A 14,955-nucleotide genomic window follows, 5' to 3' on the forward strand; every position below is an offset into this window, starting at 1 on the left:
TCCGCGGGATGCGATCGCCACGCTTTCATTAAAGGCGCTATGGCATGACGGGGCTGTGCAGGAACTGCAATCACCATGCGTAAACTGCATCTTTGTTGCTGGCCACCCGACGCTCGTCGCGCTATCGGGCCGGGAGGGCGTTCCGAGTGACGGACGGCGATTCGCCAAAGCGCGCCTTGTAGTCAGCGGCGAAGCGACCGAGCTGGTAGAAGCCCCATTTGGTGGCAATGTCGGTCACCGTGAATGTTGGCGCCGCGGTTTGCATGTCGCAGCGCGCCTGTTCCATGCGAATGTCACGCAGGTACTGCATCGGTGTCTTGCCACAGAATAGCTGGAAGCCACCGTACAGCGTGCGGCCCGAGACACCGGTGAGGCGAGTCAGGTCGTCGATCGAAATCGGTCTGGAGGGGTTGGCGTGCATGAATTCTTCGGCCTGCCGGATATGGCGTGGAGCAAGGCGCTGGGGAGGCGCCAGCAGGCGTTCCCTGTAGCGGTTGGGCTGTGCATGCAGCAGGGTGCTCATCAGCATCTGCTCCAGATGGCCGACGACCAGCGGCGAGCTGGCAAGCTCGGCATTGTGCTGCAGTTCGCCGATCAGGTGCAGCACTGTGCGCATCCAGGTCGCGGCCATGCCGTGGCGGATGTCCATGTCCGGATCAAAGGCAATCGGTGCATGCACGGTTTCGCCCAGCAAGCTGCCAAGATGCCGTTCCAGTGCCGCACGGTCGATCCTCACGACGGCCTTGTGGCAATCCGCGCTCCAGTCCATGGCCATCGCACCATGGGGCGAATGCACCGACGCCCGGCCAGGATGCGTCATGATTTCGGTGCTGTTGCAGAGCACTGCTGACGTCCCGGCCAATGGCACCTGGATCAGGTAGAACGACTGGAATTCACGCGGCTCGACGCGGACATGGGCGCCGTATTTCATCAGGCTCAGGCCGATCGACGGCAGCGCGGCCACCCAGTGCCGGTAGTCCACTTGTGTCGACCGACCCAGCGGCAACAGGCGATGCTCGCAGAAGATGCCAGTGACCAGGTCGTGTGCCTCCTCCAGGCTGGCCGAGTGCAGCAAGGTGAAGTTCTCCAACTGGTCATCTGCGAGCATTGTGCGTCCTCCGTCTTGCGGCTATTGCGGACAAGGGCCAGGGTCGCGTCAGGTCCCCGGAGACAGGAAGGCGTGGTCCTTCAGTGTTTCGGGAGACGGGAAGGCATGCTTGCTGTGCACGAGTCCAAGGTCCAGGAACAGTTCGCACATCTTATACGCCAGCACGCCCGGATTGATCACCGGTACCGGCAGTCTTTCTGCCAGATAGGCATGCGACTGGTGCATCGTGGTCGAGCCCAGGATGATGACATCGGCGCCGTCTTCATGGATGGCTTTGAGCGCTTGCTGCTCGAGCTTGGCAAAGACCACTTCTTCTTTTCCGGCCAGCAGTTCCTGCGCGTCCGGTCGGGTATCGATCGAGCGCAGCGAGGCCACCCGGCCCCACAGGCCGTATTCGGTCAGGGTTTTTTTGTAGAGCGGCAACCAGGGATCCCACATCGTCACGACCGAAAATTTGTGACCCAGCATGCAGGCCACATGAAACGCGGTCTGGCCAGGCGCCAGTACAGGGATCGACAGCCGCGAGCGCAGTGCATACAGCGCCGAATCGCTGACGGTATTGACGCAGACTGCGTCGAACCCGTCGGCCTCTGCCTGCAGGCCGGCTTGCAGCACGGCCAGTTCCATGATCGCCATGTCGTAATAGCTGTCAGCCAGCGTCATTACCTGGCCGGCACCGACAAAGGTCACCTCGAACTCGGGGCGTACCAGCGCCGGCGGAATCTGCGACTCGACCATGGCCCGCGTGTGCTCGTTCATCGGCACCGGAAAAATCATCTTGATGCGCTTCTTTTTCATGTGCGGCTCCCTGTGTTGATGTGCACTTCTCACGCCGCCGACATGCCGCCATCGACCGACAGCATCGTACCGGTGACGTAGCTGGCCGCGGCCGACAACAACCATACGACGGCAGCGGCGACTTCCTCGGGACTGCCGATCCGGTGCATCGGGACTCCGTCGTCATACATATGGTCGTCGCCGCCGGTGACCCGAGTGTAGCTGGGAGTCTTGATCGGTCCCGGACAAATTGCGTTGACACGGATGTTGCTGCGCGCGTAGTCCAGCGCGGCAGCCTTGGTCAGGCCGACGATGCCATGTTTGCTCGCCACGTAGTAGGCCAGGTTGGGCATCGCTTTCAAACCGAAAATGGAGCTGTTGTTGACGATCGCCCCGCCGCCGGATGCCAGCATTAGCTCGGCTTCGTACTTCATCATGTACAACGTGCCCTTGAGGTTGATGTCGATGACGTCGTCGATGTCCTCGATCGGGGTGGCATGCAGGGCGGTAAACTCACGCTGCAGCCCGGCATTGTTAAAGGCACCGTCGAGACGGCCAAAATGCTCCCTGGCCAGGCGGACCAGGGCGGCGCATTCAGGCGCCTTGCTGACATCCGTTTGCCGGAAGAGCACCGTGCTGCCCTGTCGCGCGACCTGGTGTGCCGCCTCCTCGCCAGCCACTTTGTTGCGACCACCGATGATCACGGACCCACCGGCACCGGCAATGGCGACCGCTGCACCGAGTCCGATACCTGTCGCGCCGCCGGTGACAATGACTACCTTTCCCAGCAGGGGAGCGGTCGACATGGCCTACCTCAGCCCGCGTGCGCGCGCCATTGTCAGCGCGGTGTCTTCGATCATGTCTTCCTGACCACCCACCATGCCGCGGCGACCCATTTCGACCAGGATGTCGCGCGCCGGGACGCCATATTGTTGTTCTGCCCGCTTGGCAAACAGCAGGAAGGAACCGTAGACACCGGCATAGCCCAGCGTCAGTGAATCACGATCGATGCGAATCGGGAAATCCATCATCGGCACCACCAGGTCTTCGGCCACATCCTGGATCTTGAATACGTCGACACCGGTCTCGATGCCTGATCGGGCACAGACCGCAATGAAGACTTCCATCGGGGTGTTGCCTGCGCCGGCTCCCAGTCCGGCTGCAGCCGCATCGATCCGGTTGGCACCGTATTCCACCGCCACCAGCGAGTTGGCCACGCCCATGGCCAGATTGTGATGACCGTGGAAGCCAAGTTCGGTATCCGGTTGCAGCTTCTCGCGCAGCAAACCGATGCGGGCCTTGACGTCTTCCGGCAGCATGTAGCCGGCCGAGTCCGTGCAGTAAATGCAATTGGCTCCGTAGCTTTCCATCAGCAGTGCCTGCTCCAGCAATTTCTCGGGCGAGGTCATGTGCGCCATCATCAGGAAGCCGACCGTGTCCATGTCGAGCTTGCGCGCGTAGCGGATGTGCTGTTGCGACACATCGGCTTCGGTGCAATGGGTGGCCACGCGTATCGTATGGACGCCCAGTTCACGCGCCATCTGCAGGTGATCGATGGTGCCTATGCCCGGCAGTAATAGCGCTGACACTTTGGCCTGTTTCATCAACGGGATCACTGCCGACAGGTATTGCTCGTCGCTGTGCGCGGGAAAGCCATAGTTGACCGAGGAACCGCCGAGTCCGTCGCCATGGGTGACTTCGATCAGTGGCACGCCGGCCGCGTCCAGCCCCTGGGCAATCGTGGTCATTTGTGTCAGCGTCATCTGATGACGCTTCGGATGCATGCCGTCACGCAGGGTCATGTCGTGGACGGTGATTTTCTTGCTGGTGAAAGTCATGGTGGTTCCTTAGGCTGCAACGGGGTTCGGGGTGCCTGGCCGGAGGACCAGCTTCCCACTGAGAATTTCCTCGGCAAACATTTCTGCGGTACGTGCAGCAGCCGCGGTCATGATGTCGAGGTTGCCGGCATATTTCGGCAGGTAGTCGCCGAGGCCTTCGACCTCCATGAACAGGGATACGCGGTTGCCATCGAAGACCGGTCCGTTGACGAGCTTGTAACCGGGCACGTATTTTTGGACTTCCTTGATCATGGCGTGCACCGATGCCGTGATCCTGTCGCGATCGGGTTCGGTCTCGGTCAGGCAGTGGATCGTGTCGCGCATGATCATCGGCGGCTCGGCCGGATTGATGATGATGATCGCCTTGCCTTTTTTGGCACCGCCGACTTTTTCCACCGCGCCCGAGGTCGTGCGGGTGAATTCATCGATGTTGACCCGGGTGCCGGGTCCGACCGACCTCGACGACACCGTGGCGACGATTTCGCCATACGCCACCTGCTGCACGCGGGACACCGCGGCCACCATCGGGATGGTCGCCTGGCCACCGCAGGTGACCATGTTCACGTTCATCTCGCCTTTGCCGACGTGTTCCGTCAGGTTCACGGGAGGTACGCAGAACGGGCCGATCGCTGCCGGCGTGAGATCGATCATCAAGACGCCGAGCGCATTGAGCTTGCGCGAGTTGTCTGCATGGACATATGCCGAAGTCGCATCGAAGGCGATCTGGATACGGTCTGCAGCGACGTGCGGCAGCAACCCGTCAACGCCTTCGGACGTCACTTTCAGACCCATGTCGGCCGCGCGTTTCAGCCCTTCCGACGTCGGGTCGATGCCGACCATCCAGACTGGTTCCAGCACCTTGCTGCGCTGGAGTTTGTAAAGCAGGTCCGTACCAATATTGCCGGGTCCAATCAGCGCACATCTGATTTTATTCATGGGTTTTTCTTTCAGTAGGAAGTTGGCATCACCCGATCCGGGCATGCCGGGAATCGTTATCGGACGAACCGCACCGAACAGCCGCCGATGCCACCGATGGCAACGCGCAGGTTGTCACCGGCTTTGACCGGGACCATCGCGCCGAGCGCGCCGGACAGGATGACTTCTCCTGCTTTTAGCGGGATGCCGAGTCGCCCGAGTGTATTTGCCAGCCAGACCATGGCGTTGACCGGAGAATTCATGGTCGCAGCGCCCGCACCGGTGACAACGACCTCGCCATTTTTTTCCAGCACCATGCCGCAGGTGCGCAGGTCGAGTCCGCGCGGATCGACCATGCGATCCCCGAGGACAAAGACACCGCATGAAGCGTTGTCGGCGACCGTGTCCTGGATCTTGATTTTCCAATCCTTGATGCGCGAATCGACGATTTCGAAGCAGGCGATCACCCCTTCGGTCGCTGACAGGACATCTGCGGCGCTGATGCCGGGACCGAGCAGATCGCGCTTGAGAATGAAAGCGATTTCCCCTTCCGCCTTGGGCTGGATCAGCGTACTGATGTCAATGGCCGCGCCGTCGCAATGGATCATTCCATCGAGCATGTAGCCGAAATCCGGTTGCCCGACACCGAGCATGTTCATGACCGCCTGGCTGGTCACGCCGATCTTCTTGCCGACGATGCGTTCGCCTTGCTCCAGTCGACGGCCCACCATGTGCAGCTGGATGCGGTAGGCGTCTTCGATGGTCATGTCCGGCATGCGATCGGTGAGCGGAGACACTGTGGTCGCCGTCTTGTAGGCATGGAAAAGTTCATCGCCGAATTGCGTGATGTGGTGTTCGTCAATTGCCATTTTTTCCTCGATAGGTCGTCGCTGCAAAACTTTTTTGTACCCCGGAAAAGGGCTGTCCCTGAAATTTGAAATTATTATGCATCAATTTTGAATTGACTTTCAATTTAAAACTAATGAAAATCAATTCACCGAAAAATAGATTTCCGCAAGGCGGTGCCGACAGGATTTCCGATGATTCGAGATGACACCGCGGACTGCTAAGTCCCGTGGCACGTTTTTTAATGGCGAAAGGAACTACAAGAATGAGCACGATTCATATCGACCTGCTGGGTACGCAGACGAAGTACTACGAGACGGCCAACTACCGCACGCGGGTCATTGAAACCGGTGCAGGCATGCCGCTGTTCATGTTCCATGGCGGTGGCGGGCACGCTGAAACGTATGCCCGCAACATGACCCGACTGGGGCAGGTATGCCGTCCCATTGCACCGGATTTCATCTGGCACGGGCTGTCGTCCAAACCAGCCTTCAGCAAGGGCAACTGGCTGGCCCAGTTCACCAGCCAGATCCTGGAGTTGATGGATGCGATGGGCATCGAGAAAGCCTGCTTCGAGGGCGAGTCACTTGGTGGCTGGATCGCGATGGACATGGGTATCAACCATCCTGATCGGGTTGAAAAGCTGATTCTCAACACCGCCTGGGGCATGAATCTCGGCAACGACAAAGCCGAAGATTTGTCGAGCCTGCGCGAAACCTCGCTCAACGCGCTCAACAATCCGACCCGCGAACTGATCCGCAAGCGCCTCGAGTGGCTCATGCCGCTTGGCGGCGTGACGGAAGAACTGATCGATCTGCGCGTTGCGCTCTGGAAGCGCGAGGAAACCCGGCAATCGCTCACGACGTATTACGAGCACCTGTTTGCCCCGGAATGCGAGCAGTACCTGTTCAAGCTGGACGACCTGGCGAAAATCAAAGCCAAGACATTGTTGCTCTGGACAGAAAAAAATCCGCTTGCAGGTCCGGATGCTGCCTACGCCATGAGCGAGGTGATTGCTGGCTCCCGGGTCTACATCGTCGATGGTGCTGCGCACTGGCCGCAATGGGAGCGCCCGGAAGAGCATGACCGCGAAGTGACGGCATTTCTTGCCGAGTAACGTGCCTGCCACTGGCGAAGCCTTTTGCGGGCTTCGCATCATGAACCTTGCCGTCCGCGTCGCGGACGTTGCTTCAGGAGTAAATCGAAATGAATCAGCTGGCAAAACTGTCCGTCACCGAAGCCGCAGCACGGATCGCCGAGGGTAGCCTGACCTCGGTGGCTCTTATTGAGGCCTGCCTGGCACGCATTGCCGAGCGCGAACCACTGGTCGGCGCGTGGACTTTTCTCGATGCAGACAAGGCGCTTGCCGAGGCGCGTGCCCGCGATGCGGAGGCGCCACGTGGCCCGCTGCACGGTGTGCCGGTCGGCCTGAAAGACATTATCGATACCGCCAGCATGCCGACCGGATATGGATCACCGATTTACCAGGGTTTCCAGCCGCGTCGCAATGCTCCGTGCGTCGACCAGCTGCTCGCTGCCGGTGCCGTTATCCTTGGTAAAACCGTGACTACCGAATTTGCAACTTATCATCCGGGGAAGACGGCCAATCCGTGCAATCTGGCCCACACTCCAGGCGGTTCGTCGAGCGGCTCTGCCGCAGCCGTAGCGGATTGCCAGGTGCCCCTGTCGCTGGGCACCCAGACCGCGGGATCGATTATCCGGCCCGCCAGTTTCTGCGGTGTGATCGGCTACAAGCCAACCCACGATGCATTCGATTACGCTGGTTTGCACCCGCTGGCGCCGTCGCTCGATACGCTAGGCGTATTCGTGCGCAGCTTTGCGGATTTGTCGGTGGTTCGCCAGGCATTGTCCGTGCGCCCGGTTGCCACCGCCGTGACGTTGCCGTGCGCTACGCCGCCGCGGATCGGCTTTTGCCGCACCAGCTTGTGGATGCAGGGCGATACCGTGATGCGCTCGCGCCTGGAAGCCACGGCGCAGCAATTGGCACAGGCCGGGGCCGAGCTCGTCGAGATCACCCTGCCGCCGTCGTTCACCGAACTGGTCGAGGCACAGACACTGATTTTTTGCGCAGAAGCCGTGCGCGGACTCGACCGGGAATGGCGTGAGCAAGCGGAGCTGCTCAGTCCTGAACTGCGCGACCTGCTTGCCGTGGGCCGCAAGTACACCCCGGACATGGAGGCCGCAGCCCAGCGGGTGGCGCAACGGTGCCGGACTGAATTGGCAACGTTATTCGGTGATGTCGACGTGCTGCTCACGCCAAGCAGCATCGGTGAAGCGCCGCTCGGACTGGCCAGGACAGGCGACCCGCTGTTCAACCGGATATGGACATTCCTGCACGTGCCCTGCGTCACCTTTCCGATCGGCGCTGGCCCGAACGGCTTGCCTCTCGGAGCGCAGGTTGTCGGCCCCCATGGCGCCGACGACAAGCTCATCGCGGCAGCCTGGTGGATGCAGCAGCATGTCAGTCACAAAGCGATCTAGTCGCCTGCCCCGCCTGCTCGGCAGGCGGGAATCCCATCGCTGTAAAAGGAAATGACATGGCCAATACCCCCATCACGACACACCAGCTGCCTTTTTCAGAGCAGCAGCAGCGCTGGTATGACCAGGCCTGCGCACAGATCGATACGCAGCGGCTCAAGCAACTCAATATCGATATCACCAGCATCCATAGCCCGACCGGCGCGGAGAAACAGGCTAACGAATTCATGGTCGATTACATGAAGGATATGGGGCTCAAGGCGTTTTACCAGGAGGTCAATCCCTTGTCCGGCAACGCTATTGGGCGCATCAAGGGCAGTGGTGGTGGGGCCGCGTTGCTGCTGTACGCGCCGATCGACACGCACATCGAAAACGATCCGGAAAAAGACCTGCCCTGGGTCGGTCCGGAACTGCGCGATGACATGAAGCCGTTTGGCTACGCGCGCGGCGAAACGGTGATCGGGTTGGGTGCATCGAACCCGAAGGGCATGGTGTCGACACTGGCCGAAGCCGTCCATTGCATCCTGCAAGCGGGTGTCCCTTTGAAAGGCGACCTGACGCTGGCATTTGCCGGCGGCGGCATGCCAGTGGTGGTGCCCGAACGCAATCATTACGGATTAAGCAGTGGTGTTACCCACATGATGATGAACGGTATCACGGCCGATTTCGGCATCATCATGAAACCGTGGAACGAGGTGTATTTCGAGCATCCGGGGATGTGCTGGTTCAAGGTAACCGTCAAGGGCACCATGGGCTATTCGGGCATCGCCCGCGGCACGCCGGGGTTTCGTAGTTCCATCGTTCCAGCCGCCACGGTGATCCAGGAACTGGAGCAATGGTTGCCCGAGTACACCCGCAAACATACCAGCGATCAAATCGCTCCGGAGGGCTGGATTGCGGCGGTACGGTCGGGCTGGCCGCATCGTCCGTCGTTCCCGTCGGCGGCGACCGAACTATATCTCGACATACGCACTAATCCGCAGCAAACCACCGGCGACATGCAGGCTGAATTCGACAGCGTGATGCGCGCTATCCTGGCGCGACATCCGGACATCGACGCCGAATGGGAAATGACAGCAGCGGTCCCGGGATCGCGTACCGAACCGGATAACTGGGTCGTGCAGTCCGCCTTGCGGGCCTGGCAGGAAACCAATGGTGGCACGCCCTATCCGGGGGCGCCGATGCTGAGCGGGCAGACGGATGCGGCAACGATCTGCAAGCTCGGTTTGCCGCTGGTACGGATTGGCTACCGGTGGATCGGCGATGCGGACATGCCGGAAGAGTTTTCCGAGGGGCTTGGTGGCATGGGCGTGAGCCATATCCCCGACCTCGTCGCTACCTGCAAGGCATTGATCTACTCGATCATCGATACCTGCACGCGAACCCGCCAGGAAACGGGCCTGTCGTGAGGCATTGACGAGGGCGCAACCGCTTTTTCGTTACAGGGAATGCCATTTGCATCGGCGATTCAAGCAGTCCCGGACAGGAAAAGCAGGGTTCCCTGTCCGATCCTGACAGGGCAGTTGGCCGAAGGCGGTATCGCCAACCGCGTGCACCAGATCACGACGCCCGAATCGGTCAAGGACCTCAAGTTTTGCGATGCTGACCGCACTATTGACGCCATGCTCAAACATGCCGGTGCATCGGTGTAGGACGTGCCGTGCGCCGTGTTGCACAACGCGATGCAGACTGGCGTGCTCGATGGAATGATGCCATGGTATGAAACCGTCCTGGGCATGGGCCTGTACCTGCAGGTCTGGTACGGTACGCCAGGCGGAGACGATGTCGCTGGCCTCTTTGATAACCGTCAGACTGATCGACGAACTGGCGGCATGATTTCAAGCTTGTTCGCCCCATTCCTGTAAAAAATAGCGATAGTCTTGCGTTATCCGAAAATTCTCCTCCATTGCATCGATATCGAAAGCCTCGCCGACCTCGAGCGCGGGATCTTGCAAGGTCTTGATCGCATTAGCTTGCGGCAGTGCCCCGATGGCAGAAAAATTGAACAGCCGCGCGGCATACGATTTCGGTTCATCTACCTTACCCGGCAAGATCGGCAGACCAGCTCTGCGTTGAGCATCTTTGTGCTCGGCTGAATTGTGCTTGACTGCTTCTCGTTGCGGTGTCCACGGATTGATGAGGCGCTTTGGCATTATCCTGACCTCGAACGACAGTGATGTCGAACCGGCGCTTGCGGGCCATTCGCCAGGACATTCCGCACATGATGATTGGCGTCGTGATAACGATCCACCTCGCTGCGCCATCAACTGGCGCGCACCGGCGCGTCAGTAAATCGCTCACCAAGTTACCCGACTGGACTGCAGTACATCTAACTCACGAGCAGCTGCAATGGGCGCGACTTCACGCCAAAGTGCCGACCAGGAAAAAACCAATTTAAAAACCGCCTCACCGGTAGGAGGTGTGCGCCGAAAAATATGTGACGAGGCTGAAGCGCTCTCACACCAACTTTGCTGCGTCAGTTTGCCCTTGCAACTGCTAATTCTGCCCAGTTGGTCGTGTAATCGGGCGTCTTCTTTTCGCGTTTCATGACCCAGTCGTCTAGTCATTAACGTTACCACGTCACTTAGCGAGAGGCGGGTGTATTGCCGTCGTCCACGTCGGGACGGCTGATTTCCATGCGCAGTCGTCCATCGTAATAGTCGGCCTGTCCGTTGGGAAGTTGGCCGGCGCTCACAATCGTTTGCCGTTCGGCGTCGATCAGCAATCGTTCAAGCAAAGCGCTGCGTTACTCCGTAACATTTTGCTAGTCGTTCCAGAGCCCGCTTGGCGTGAAGATTGATGACTGCATGCAGCAACTCGGCCGTGCTGTCCTCGGTTTTCAAATGGCGCTGGCGATACAGGGCCTGGCGTTCGGCATTAGTTAAGCTCATCGCATTTCCAAGAGTAGTATCGCTAATATTGTACGATCGTTACGGAGTAACGAACAAGAGCACATTTGTGCTTTTAATCGGCATCTCACAAATTAACGATGCGCTCAGGGAGAGGTTGATTTCATCGCAGGATTTTTGGCAACTGAGCGCGGTTCTGACGTGTTACCCAGGATCGATCGCGCTATTTTGGTATTTCGGAGGCTACCTTGATTTCTTCGTGCGGCAGGGGATAGTCGGTGAAACCTGCACAGGCGCGGAACTCTGTGTGCGGTGTAATACATTTGAAAATCACCGCTGTGGGCACCTTGGAAGCGTAGCGGCATTACCCCCGGTGGCAGGATAGTTGCCACGTCATTCGATTCAAAAAATCAAAGTGTTAAAACGATTTTAAGCGCGTCCTCGACCCGTTTTATGTGTTGTCGCGTCAAATTTCCTATCGGGGCAGTTCCAATAAACCGTGTATTTGCGATCGCTCGGATTTGATCGATTAATATATCTGTCTCTTCTGGTTGCTGGCCTGGCTTCTGAATAGTGCCTATCGGTACCCTCAGTGGGTAGCCGTCACCCTGCTTGTCCCGATAAACCTGTGTCGTGCCTGGAAGCACGATAGTAGTGGCATGCCCTGCATCGTTCAGTATGTCCGTCTGCAGTATTAAGCAAGGGCGTTCCCGCTTGCCTGGCTCCGCTGGGAATGTCTGCGGAGTCAGGTCAACCATCCAAATTTGTCCGCGCGATACTTTAGGCAATGCCATCTCCTGCCGCTATATCAAATTCTTGGCTTACCTTCGCGTTTTCCGCTGCAAGGCGGAGCGAAAGGAAGCGCATGCGATCCGCTATTTGGCGGGCGTTCTTTTCCCGAACAGCATCCCGAATGTACTCAGAGACGCGCTGATCCGATGACTTTGCGAAAAGTCTGGTTTGCTCCGCCAACTCACTTGAAACGCGAAAGGTGATTGTGGTTTCTGGTTTTGCGATCATGGCTAACTCCAAAAAATACTAACTCAAGATACAACAATACACTCTTTGTTGTATTACTCAACGTCTTACATAACTGTACATAAACGATCGGTTTCGGACTCCAGTCGTGCGATATGTACTTAAATAGGCCTTTGATTGTTTCGGACAGGCTTCATGATAGGTACGTCCATTTCGTACACATTGGCCGCTTCTAAGCATGTTTCGCCTATTTATTTAAGCTCGCGTCAGCACCAGCGATCAGATCCCTAATTTCTGCATCGTCCCGCACCTTGGCCTGTATGATGCGTTCCGGATCACCTTTCAACCACTTCTGAGACCCATAGCCCGCCAATGTCTTCCTCGAAAATACTGATCGCTACCTTAGTAATGCTGTCTTCCTTGAACGCTGGCGCACAAAGCGCACAACCTGTCGTGACACTGATCGCCACCGGTGGCACGATCGCGATGAAGATCGATCCGGTAAAAAAGGCGCCGGTCCCTGCCATTTCGGGTGAAGACTTGCTGGCCACCGTTCCGGATGTCGCGAAATATGCGACGGTCGAGGTCAACAACATCTCCAATGTACCTTCCGACTACATGGATCCGGTTCGCTGGGTGCAACTCACGAAAGCCGTGCAGGCAGCGCTCAATCGCGCCGAAGTGGCCGGCGTGATCGTTTCGCACGGCACCGACACGCTGGAGGAAACTGCTTACTGGCTCGATCTGACGGTCAAGTCCGACAAACCGGTGATCCTGATCGGTGCGCAGCGCAATGCGTCGGAATCGGATTTCGACGGACCACACAATCTCCTGACTGCAGTACGAATCGCGGTGGATCCGCAGTCAAAAGCCAAGGGCGTGATGCTGGCGATGAACAGTCAGATCAATGCTGCCCGCGACGTGACGAAGACACACACCTCAAGCGTGGAGACGTTCAAATCCGGCGACTTCGGTTTTCTTGGTGTCGTCGATTTCGATCGGATTACCTATTCGCGTGCGCCGCTGCGTCGCCAGTTCATCGCGCTGCGCTCGGAGCAGATGCCGGAAGTTGAAATTGTTGCCATGTATGGTGGTGCTGATGGCAAGCTGCTGCGCTCGGCCGTCGACAATGGCGCAAAAGGCATCGTGGTGCAGGCGCTCGGATGGGGCAACATGAATATTCCGATGTTCAATGCCGTCAAGTACGCCTTGAGCAAGAATGTCCCGATCGTCGTCTCGACCCGGGTACCGAATGGCCGGGTGCTGCCAAACTACGGTTTTGAAGGCGGCGGCAAGACGCTGGTAGATGCCGGCGCCGTCATGGCGGACGATCTGTCGCCAGCCAAGGCACGGATCCTGTTGATGCTTGCCCTCCAGAGCGGTGTGACCGGACAACGTGACCTCCAGGCTGCCTTCAGCCGCTGATGGACGACGATGAGACGCCGGCCATGACGTGCTGGCGATCGCGTTCAGCTCTTCCATTAGCGACAGGCGACTGACGAACAGCTTGACCGATCAGGTAGTGCGACTGAACGAAACAATAGATGTAGCGACTCGCGTTTCAAATCGACCGTGCTCGCGCTATTTGCAATTAAGCTTGTAGTTATCCGCGTCGGCTCGCATTCCATTTTCGCGTGCTCAAGCTAATTGCAAATGAAACGTTGGCATCAAGCCATTTAAAATAGAATCGAAACTTTGAAGTTGGGGGCTCGACTTTCAACTCACAGTGCTTATTCTGGTCAACGTGACCGCCCATTCCGGTCGAACGTGACCGCTGCGCATTGAATGGTATTACGCGCTCAAAGCGTAATGCGACCGGTCAAGATGGACCGGTTATTTCTCCTTTTTTCTCCGATTCACTGGTTTTAAGACTGCCGTTACAGCGTAACGTCCCCCTCCCCGAAATAGGTTGCCCAGCTACGCGACGCGTCGCCCGCTTGGGTGCGCACGCGCTTCGGGGTGGTGGTCGACGGGGTGGCACCGGCAAAAAAGCAGATTATTGCCTCGCGCTCCTTTGGCCAGCCGGTACTGACTATCGACGAACTCGCTGAATCGGTGGCCAGTGACATAACACGCGCCGTCGAAAAATTACGGCGCCCGGAGTCCGTGTGCGAAGCGATCCCGGTCTTCGTGCAGACCAATCCGTTCAAGGCTTCGGATCCGCACTACAGCAGCGGCACCGTTCGGCCTGGAACAGATATACCGAGCTGGTTATACCTGCAAGAAAACGGGCGTGATCCTGCAGGGCGTTTTCCGTGCGTGCAGCAGCAATTGCTGTTCACCACGTTCGGTGATGGCGCCAAATCGGCAGCGATGATGCGTACGCTCGACGGCCTGAACCAGCGGTTCGGCAAGGGCGCGGTGCGCGTGGCCGCAGCCGGCATACGGAACGACTGGGCCATGACGCGCGAGCGGAAGACGCCGAACTACACGACGTGCTGGAGCGAGATTCCGGTGGCCCGGGCGAATTAGCGGTACCGACCGGATCCGGCGTTTTTACGGGAAAAAAGGAGGCGCTGAGCCGATAGCGCGGAGTGTGGTCGCTGTCACGGGTGCCGGCAACGCCCTCAGAAAACAGGTACGCTTGGGTCCATGTGCGCTAACTACCAGCCCCCCACCCGTGCCGACCTCGCGGATTATTTCGGTGTCACGCTGCCCGTCGGCGCCGACCTTGCAGAAGCCTATCCGGGCTCGCGTGCACCGATTATCCGGCGCGCCGGTGAGACCACGGACCCATCCGCTGGCCGGCGAACGGCTGACCTGGCCATGTTCGGTCTGGTACCGCACTGGGCGGACAGCACGCTGGCGCGGCGGACCTACAATGCGCGCAGCGAGACGGTGGCAACCAAGCCGAGTTTCCGGGATACCTACCGGCACGGCCGATTTTGTGTCATTCCGGCGCGGATGCTGTACGAGCCGAGCTACGAGAGCGGCAACGCAGTGCGGTACGCCATTGCGCATGCCGATGGGGCGCCGTTGGGGATTGCGGGTATCTGGGAGCAGCGGCCCGGACCGGACGGGGTGCCGTTGCTGTCGTTTTCTATGCTGACGATCAATGCCGACGAACATACGCTGATGGTAAGCGCCTCACCAACGACGTCTGTACAGCACGCCATTGACCCGCCAAAGTGGTGCCCACCAAATA

18 protein-coding genes and 1 pseudogene are annotated in these 14,955 nt (G+C 58.7%); 7 read left to right on the top strand and 12 right to left on the bottom strand.

Translation table 11 applies throughout. The features are described from left to right. Positions 1-121: 121 nt before the first annotated feature. The 6 genes from ABD720_RS06160 to dmpE are packed head-to-tail and all read right to left on the bottom strand — an operon-like array spanning position 122 to position 5,507. The gene (locus ABD720_RS06160; RefSeq protein WP_344762379.1) at positions 122-1,108 is read right to left on the bottom strand and encodes an AraC family transcriptional regulator; all 987 of its coding nucleotides are present in this window, start codon (positions 1,106-1,108) and stop codon (positions 122-124) included. 48 nt (positions 1,109-1,156) lie between these two features. Next, positions 1,157-1,906 (bottom strand): aspartate/glutamate racemase family protein, encoded by a 750-nt coding sequence (locus ABD720_RS06165; protein ID WP_344762380.1) that lies wholly within the window; start codon positions 1,904-1,906, stop codon positions 1,157-1,159. Between the two features lie 29 nt (positions 1,907-1,935). Next, positions 1,936-2,691, bottom strand: coding sequence for an SDR family NAD(P)-dependent oxidoreductase (locus ABD720_RS06170; protein WP_344762381.1), 756 nt, complete (start codon positions 2,689-2,691; stop codon positions 1,936-1,938). Between the two features lie 3 nt (positions 2,692-2,694). Further along, positions 2,695-3,723, bottom strand: a complete 1,029-nt coding sequence (dmpG, locus tag ABD720_RS06175; RefSeq protein WP_344762382.1) for a 4-hydroxy-2-oxovalerate aldolase — start codon at positions 3,721-3,723, stop codon at positions 2,695-2,697. 9 nt (positions 3,724-3,732) lie between these two features. Next, a complete protein-coding gene (locus ABD720_RS06180; RefSeq protein WP_344762383.1) occupies positions 3,733-4,659 on the bottom strand; it encodes an acetaldehyde dehydrogenase (acetylating) in 927 nt (308 codons plus the stop codon). Between the two features lie 56 nt (positions 4,660-4,715). Then, positions 4,716-5,507: a 2-oxopent-4-enoate hydratase gene (dmpE, locus tag ABD720_RS06185; protein ID WP_344762384.1), complete on the bottom strand. Its 792-nt coding sequence runs from the start codon at positions 5,505-5,507 to the stop codon at positions 4,716-4,718. A 242-nt stretch (positions 5,508-5,749) separates the two neighbouring features. Here dmpE and ABD720_RS06190 point away from each other — a divergent pair, with 242 nt between their 5' ends. The 4 genes from ABD720_RS06190 (at position 5,750) to ABD720_RS06205 (ending at position 9,635) form a co-directional block, all read left to right on the top strand. Next, positions 5,750-6,601 (top strand): alpha/beta fold hydrolase, encoded by an 852-nt coding sequence (locus ABD720_RS06190; RefSeq protein WP_344762385.1) that lies wholly within the window; start codon positions 5,750-5,752, stop codon positions 6,599-6,601. An 89-nt stretch (positions 6,602-6,690) separates the two neighbouring features. Beyond that, a complete protein-coding gene (locus ABD720_RS06195) occupies positions 6,691-7,986 on the top strand; it encodes an amidase (RefSeq protein ID WP_344762386.1) in 1,296 nt (431 codons plus the stop codon). Between the two features lie 56 nt (positions 7,987-8,042). Continuing rightward, entirely contained in the window at positions 8,043-9,392 is a 1,350-nt protein-coding gene (locus tag ABD720_RS06200; protein WP_344762387.1) for a M20 family metallopeptidase, read from the top strand. A gap of 39 nt (positions 9,393-9,431) precedes the next feature. After that, on the top strand, positions 9,432-9,635 hold the full coding sequence (locus ABD720_RS06205; RefSeq protein ID WP_344762388.1) for a hypothetical protein: 204 nt from the start codon (positions 9,432-9,434) through the stop codon (positions 9,633-9,635). Positions 9,636-9,821: 186 nt separating this feature from the next. Here the strand turns inward: ABD720_RS06205 and ABD720_RS06210 are convergent, their stop codons facing one another. The 6 genes and pseudogenes from ABD720_RS06210 to ABD720_RS06230 all read right to left on the bottom strand — a co-directional run bounded on the left by ABD720_RS06210 (position 9,822) and on the right by ABD720_RS06230 (position 11,852). Then, positions 9,822-10,136: a hypothetical protein gene (locus tag ABD720_RS06210; protein WP_344762389.1), complete on the bottom strand. Its 315-nt coding sequence runs from the start codon at positions 10,134-10,136 to the stop codon at positions 9,822-9,824. 323 nt (positions 10,137-10,459) lie between these two features. Beyond that, a pseudogene (locus tag ABD720_RS19285) lies at positions 10,460-10,534 on the bottom strand (DUF4113 domain-containing protein); the annotation flags it as partial. Positions 10,535-10,567: 33 nt separating this feature from the next. Further along, positions 10,568-10,720 carry a hypothetical protein gene (locus ABD720_RS06215; RefSeq protein ID WP_344762390.1) on the bottom strand — a complete coding sequence of 51 codons (153 nt, stop codon included), beginning with the start codon at positions 10,718-10,720 and terminating at the stop codon, positions 10,568-10,570. Continuing rightward, positions 10,713-10,874 (bottom strand): hypothetical protein, encoded by a 162-nt coding sequence (locus ABD720_RS06220; RefSeq protein ID WP_344762391.1) that lies wholly within the window; start codon positions 10,872-10,874, stop codon positions 10,713-10,715. Before ABD720_RS06220 ends, ABD720_RS06215 begins: the two co-directional genes overlap by 8 nt. A 368-nt stretch (positions 10,875-11,242) precedes the next feature. After that, positions 11,243-11,626 (bottom strand): type II toxin-antitoxin system PemK/MazF family toxin, encoded by a 384-nt coding sequence (locus tag ABD720_RS06225; protein ID WP_344762392.1) that lies wholly within the window; start codon positions 11,624-11,626, stop codon positions 11,243-11,245. Beyond that, complete coding sequence (locus ABD720_RS06230) at positions 11,613-11,852, bottom strand: antitoxin of toxin-antitoxin stability system (RefSeq protein WP_344762393.1); 240 nt, start codon at positions 11,850-11,852, stop codon at positions 11,613-11,615. The genes ABD720_RS06225 and ABD720_RS06230 overlap by 14 nt, the downstream gene beginning before the upstream one ends. Positions 11,853-12,218: 366 nt before the next feature. Here ABD720_RS06230 and ABD720_RS06235 point away from each other — a divergent pair, with 366 nt between their 5' ends. From ABD720_RS06235 to ABD720_RS06245, 3 genes are all read left to right on the top strand, one after another. After that, complete coding sequence (locus ABD720_RS06235) at positions 12,219-13,235, top strand: asparaginase (protein ID WP_344762394.1); 1,017 nt, start codon at positions 12,219-12,221, stop codon at positions 13,233-13,235. Positions 13,236-13,751: 516 nt separating this feature from the next. Further along, positions 13,752-14,282 carry a DUF4113 domain-containing protein gene (locus ABD720_RS06240; protein ID WP_344762395.1) on the top strand — a complete coding sequence of 177 codons (531 nt, stop codon included), beginning with the start codon at positions 13,752-13,754 and terminating at the stop codon, positions 14,280-14,282. A 120-nt stretch (positions 14,283-14,402) separates the two neighbouring features. Continuing rightward, positions 14,403-14,955, top strand: a 553-nt coding sequence (locus ABD720_RS06245; RefSeq protein WP_344762396.1) for an SOS response-associated peptidase, incomplete at its 3' end; no start/stop codon positions are given.

The sequence above is a fragment of the Actimicrobium antarcticum genome (assembly GCF_039536745.1).
In the GTDB taxonomy this organism is placed as follows: Bacteria; Pseudomonadota; Gammaproteobacteria; order Burkholderiales; family Burkholderiaceae_D; genus Actimicrobium; species Actimicrobium antarcticum.

What these genes read in the sequence shown, in the direction of transcription:
- ABD720_RS06160 (WP_344762379.1), bottom strand. Translation starts at nt 1,108, where the DNA reads ATGCTCGCAGATGACCAGTTGGAGAACTTCACCTTGCTGCACTCGGCC.
- ABD720_RS06165 (WP_344762380.1), bottom strand. Translation starts at nt 1,906, where the DNA reads ATGAAAAAGAAGCGCATCAAGATGATTTTTCCGGTGCCGATGAACGAG.
- ABD720_RS06170 (WP_344762381.1), bottom strand. Translation starts at nt 2,691, where the DNA reads ATGTCGACCGCTCCCCTGCTGGGAAAGGTAGTCATTGTCACCGGCGGC.
- dmpG (WP_344762382.1), bottom strand. Translation starts at nt 3,723, where the DNA reads ATGACTTTCACCAGCAAGAAAATCACCGTCCACGACATGACCCTGCGT.
- ABD720_RS06180 (WP_344762383.1), bottom strand. Translation starts at nt 4,659, where the DNA reads ATGAATAAAATCAGATGTGCGCTGATTGGACCCGGCAATATTGGTACG.
- dmpE (WP_344762384.1), bottom strand. Translation starts at nt 5,507, where the DNA reads ATGGCAATTGACGAACACCACATCACGCAATTCGGCGATGAACTTTTC.
- ABD720_RS06190 (WP_344762385.1), top strand. Translation starts at nt 5,750, where the DNA reads ATGAGCACGATTCATATCGACCTGCTGGGTACGCAGACGAAGTACTAC.
- ABD720_RS06195 (WP_344762386.1), top strand. Translation starts at nt 6,691, where the DNA reads ATGAATCAGCTGGCAAAACTGTCCGTCACCGAAGCCGCAGCACGGATC.
- ABD720_RS06200 (WP_344762387.1), top strand. Translation starts at nt 8,043, where the DNA reads ATGGCCAATACCCCCATCACGACACACCAGCTGCCTTTTTCAGAGCAG.
- ABD720_RS06205 (WP_344762388.1), top strand. Translation starts at nt 9,432, where the DNA reads ATGCCATTTGCATCGGCGATTCAAGCAGTCCCGGACAGGAAAAGCAGG.
- ABD720_RS06210 (WP_344762389.1), bottom strand. Translation starts at nt 10,136, where the DNA reads ATGCCAAAGCGCCTCATCAATCCGTGGACACCGCAACGAGAAGCAGTC.
- ABD720_RS06220 (WP_344762391.1), bottom strand. Translation starts at nt 10,874, where the DNA reads ATGAGCTTAACTAATGCCGAACGCCAGGCCCTGTATCGCCAGCGCCAT.
- ABD720_RS06225 (WP_344762392.1), bottom strand. Translation starts at nt 11,626, where the DNA reads ATGGCATTGCCTAAAGTATCGCGCGGACAAATTTGGATGGTTGACCTG.
- ABD720_RS06230 (WP_344762393.1), bottom strand. Translation starts at nt 11,852, where the DNA reads ATGATCGCAAAACCAGAAACCACAATCACCTTTCGCGTTTCAAGTGAG.
- ABD720_RS06235 (WP_344762394.1), top strand. Translation starts at nt 12,219, where the DNA reads ATGCTGTCTTCCTTGAACGCTGGCGCACAAAGCGCACAACCTGTCGTG.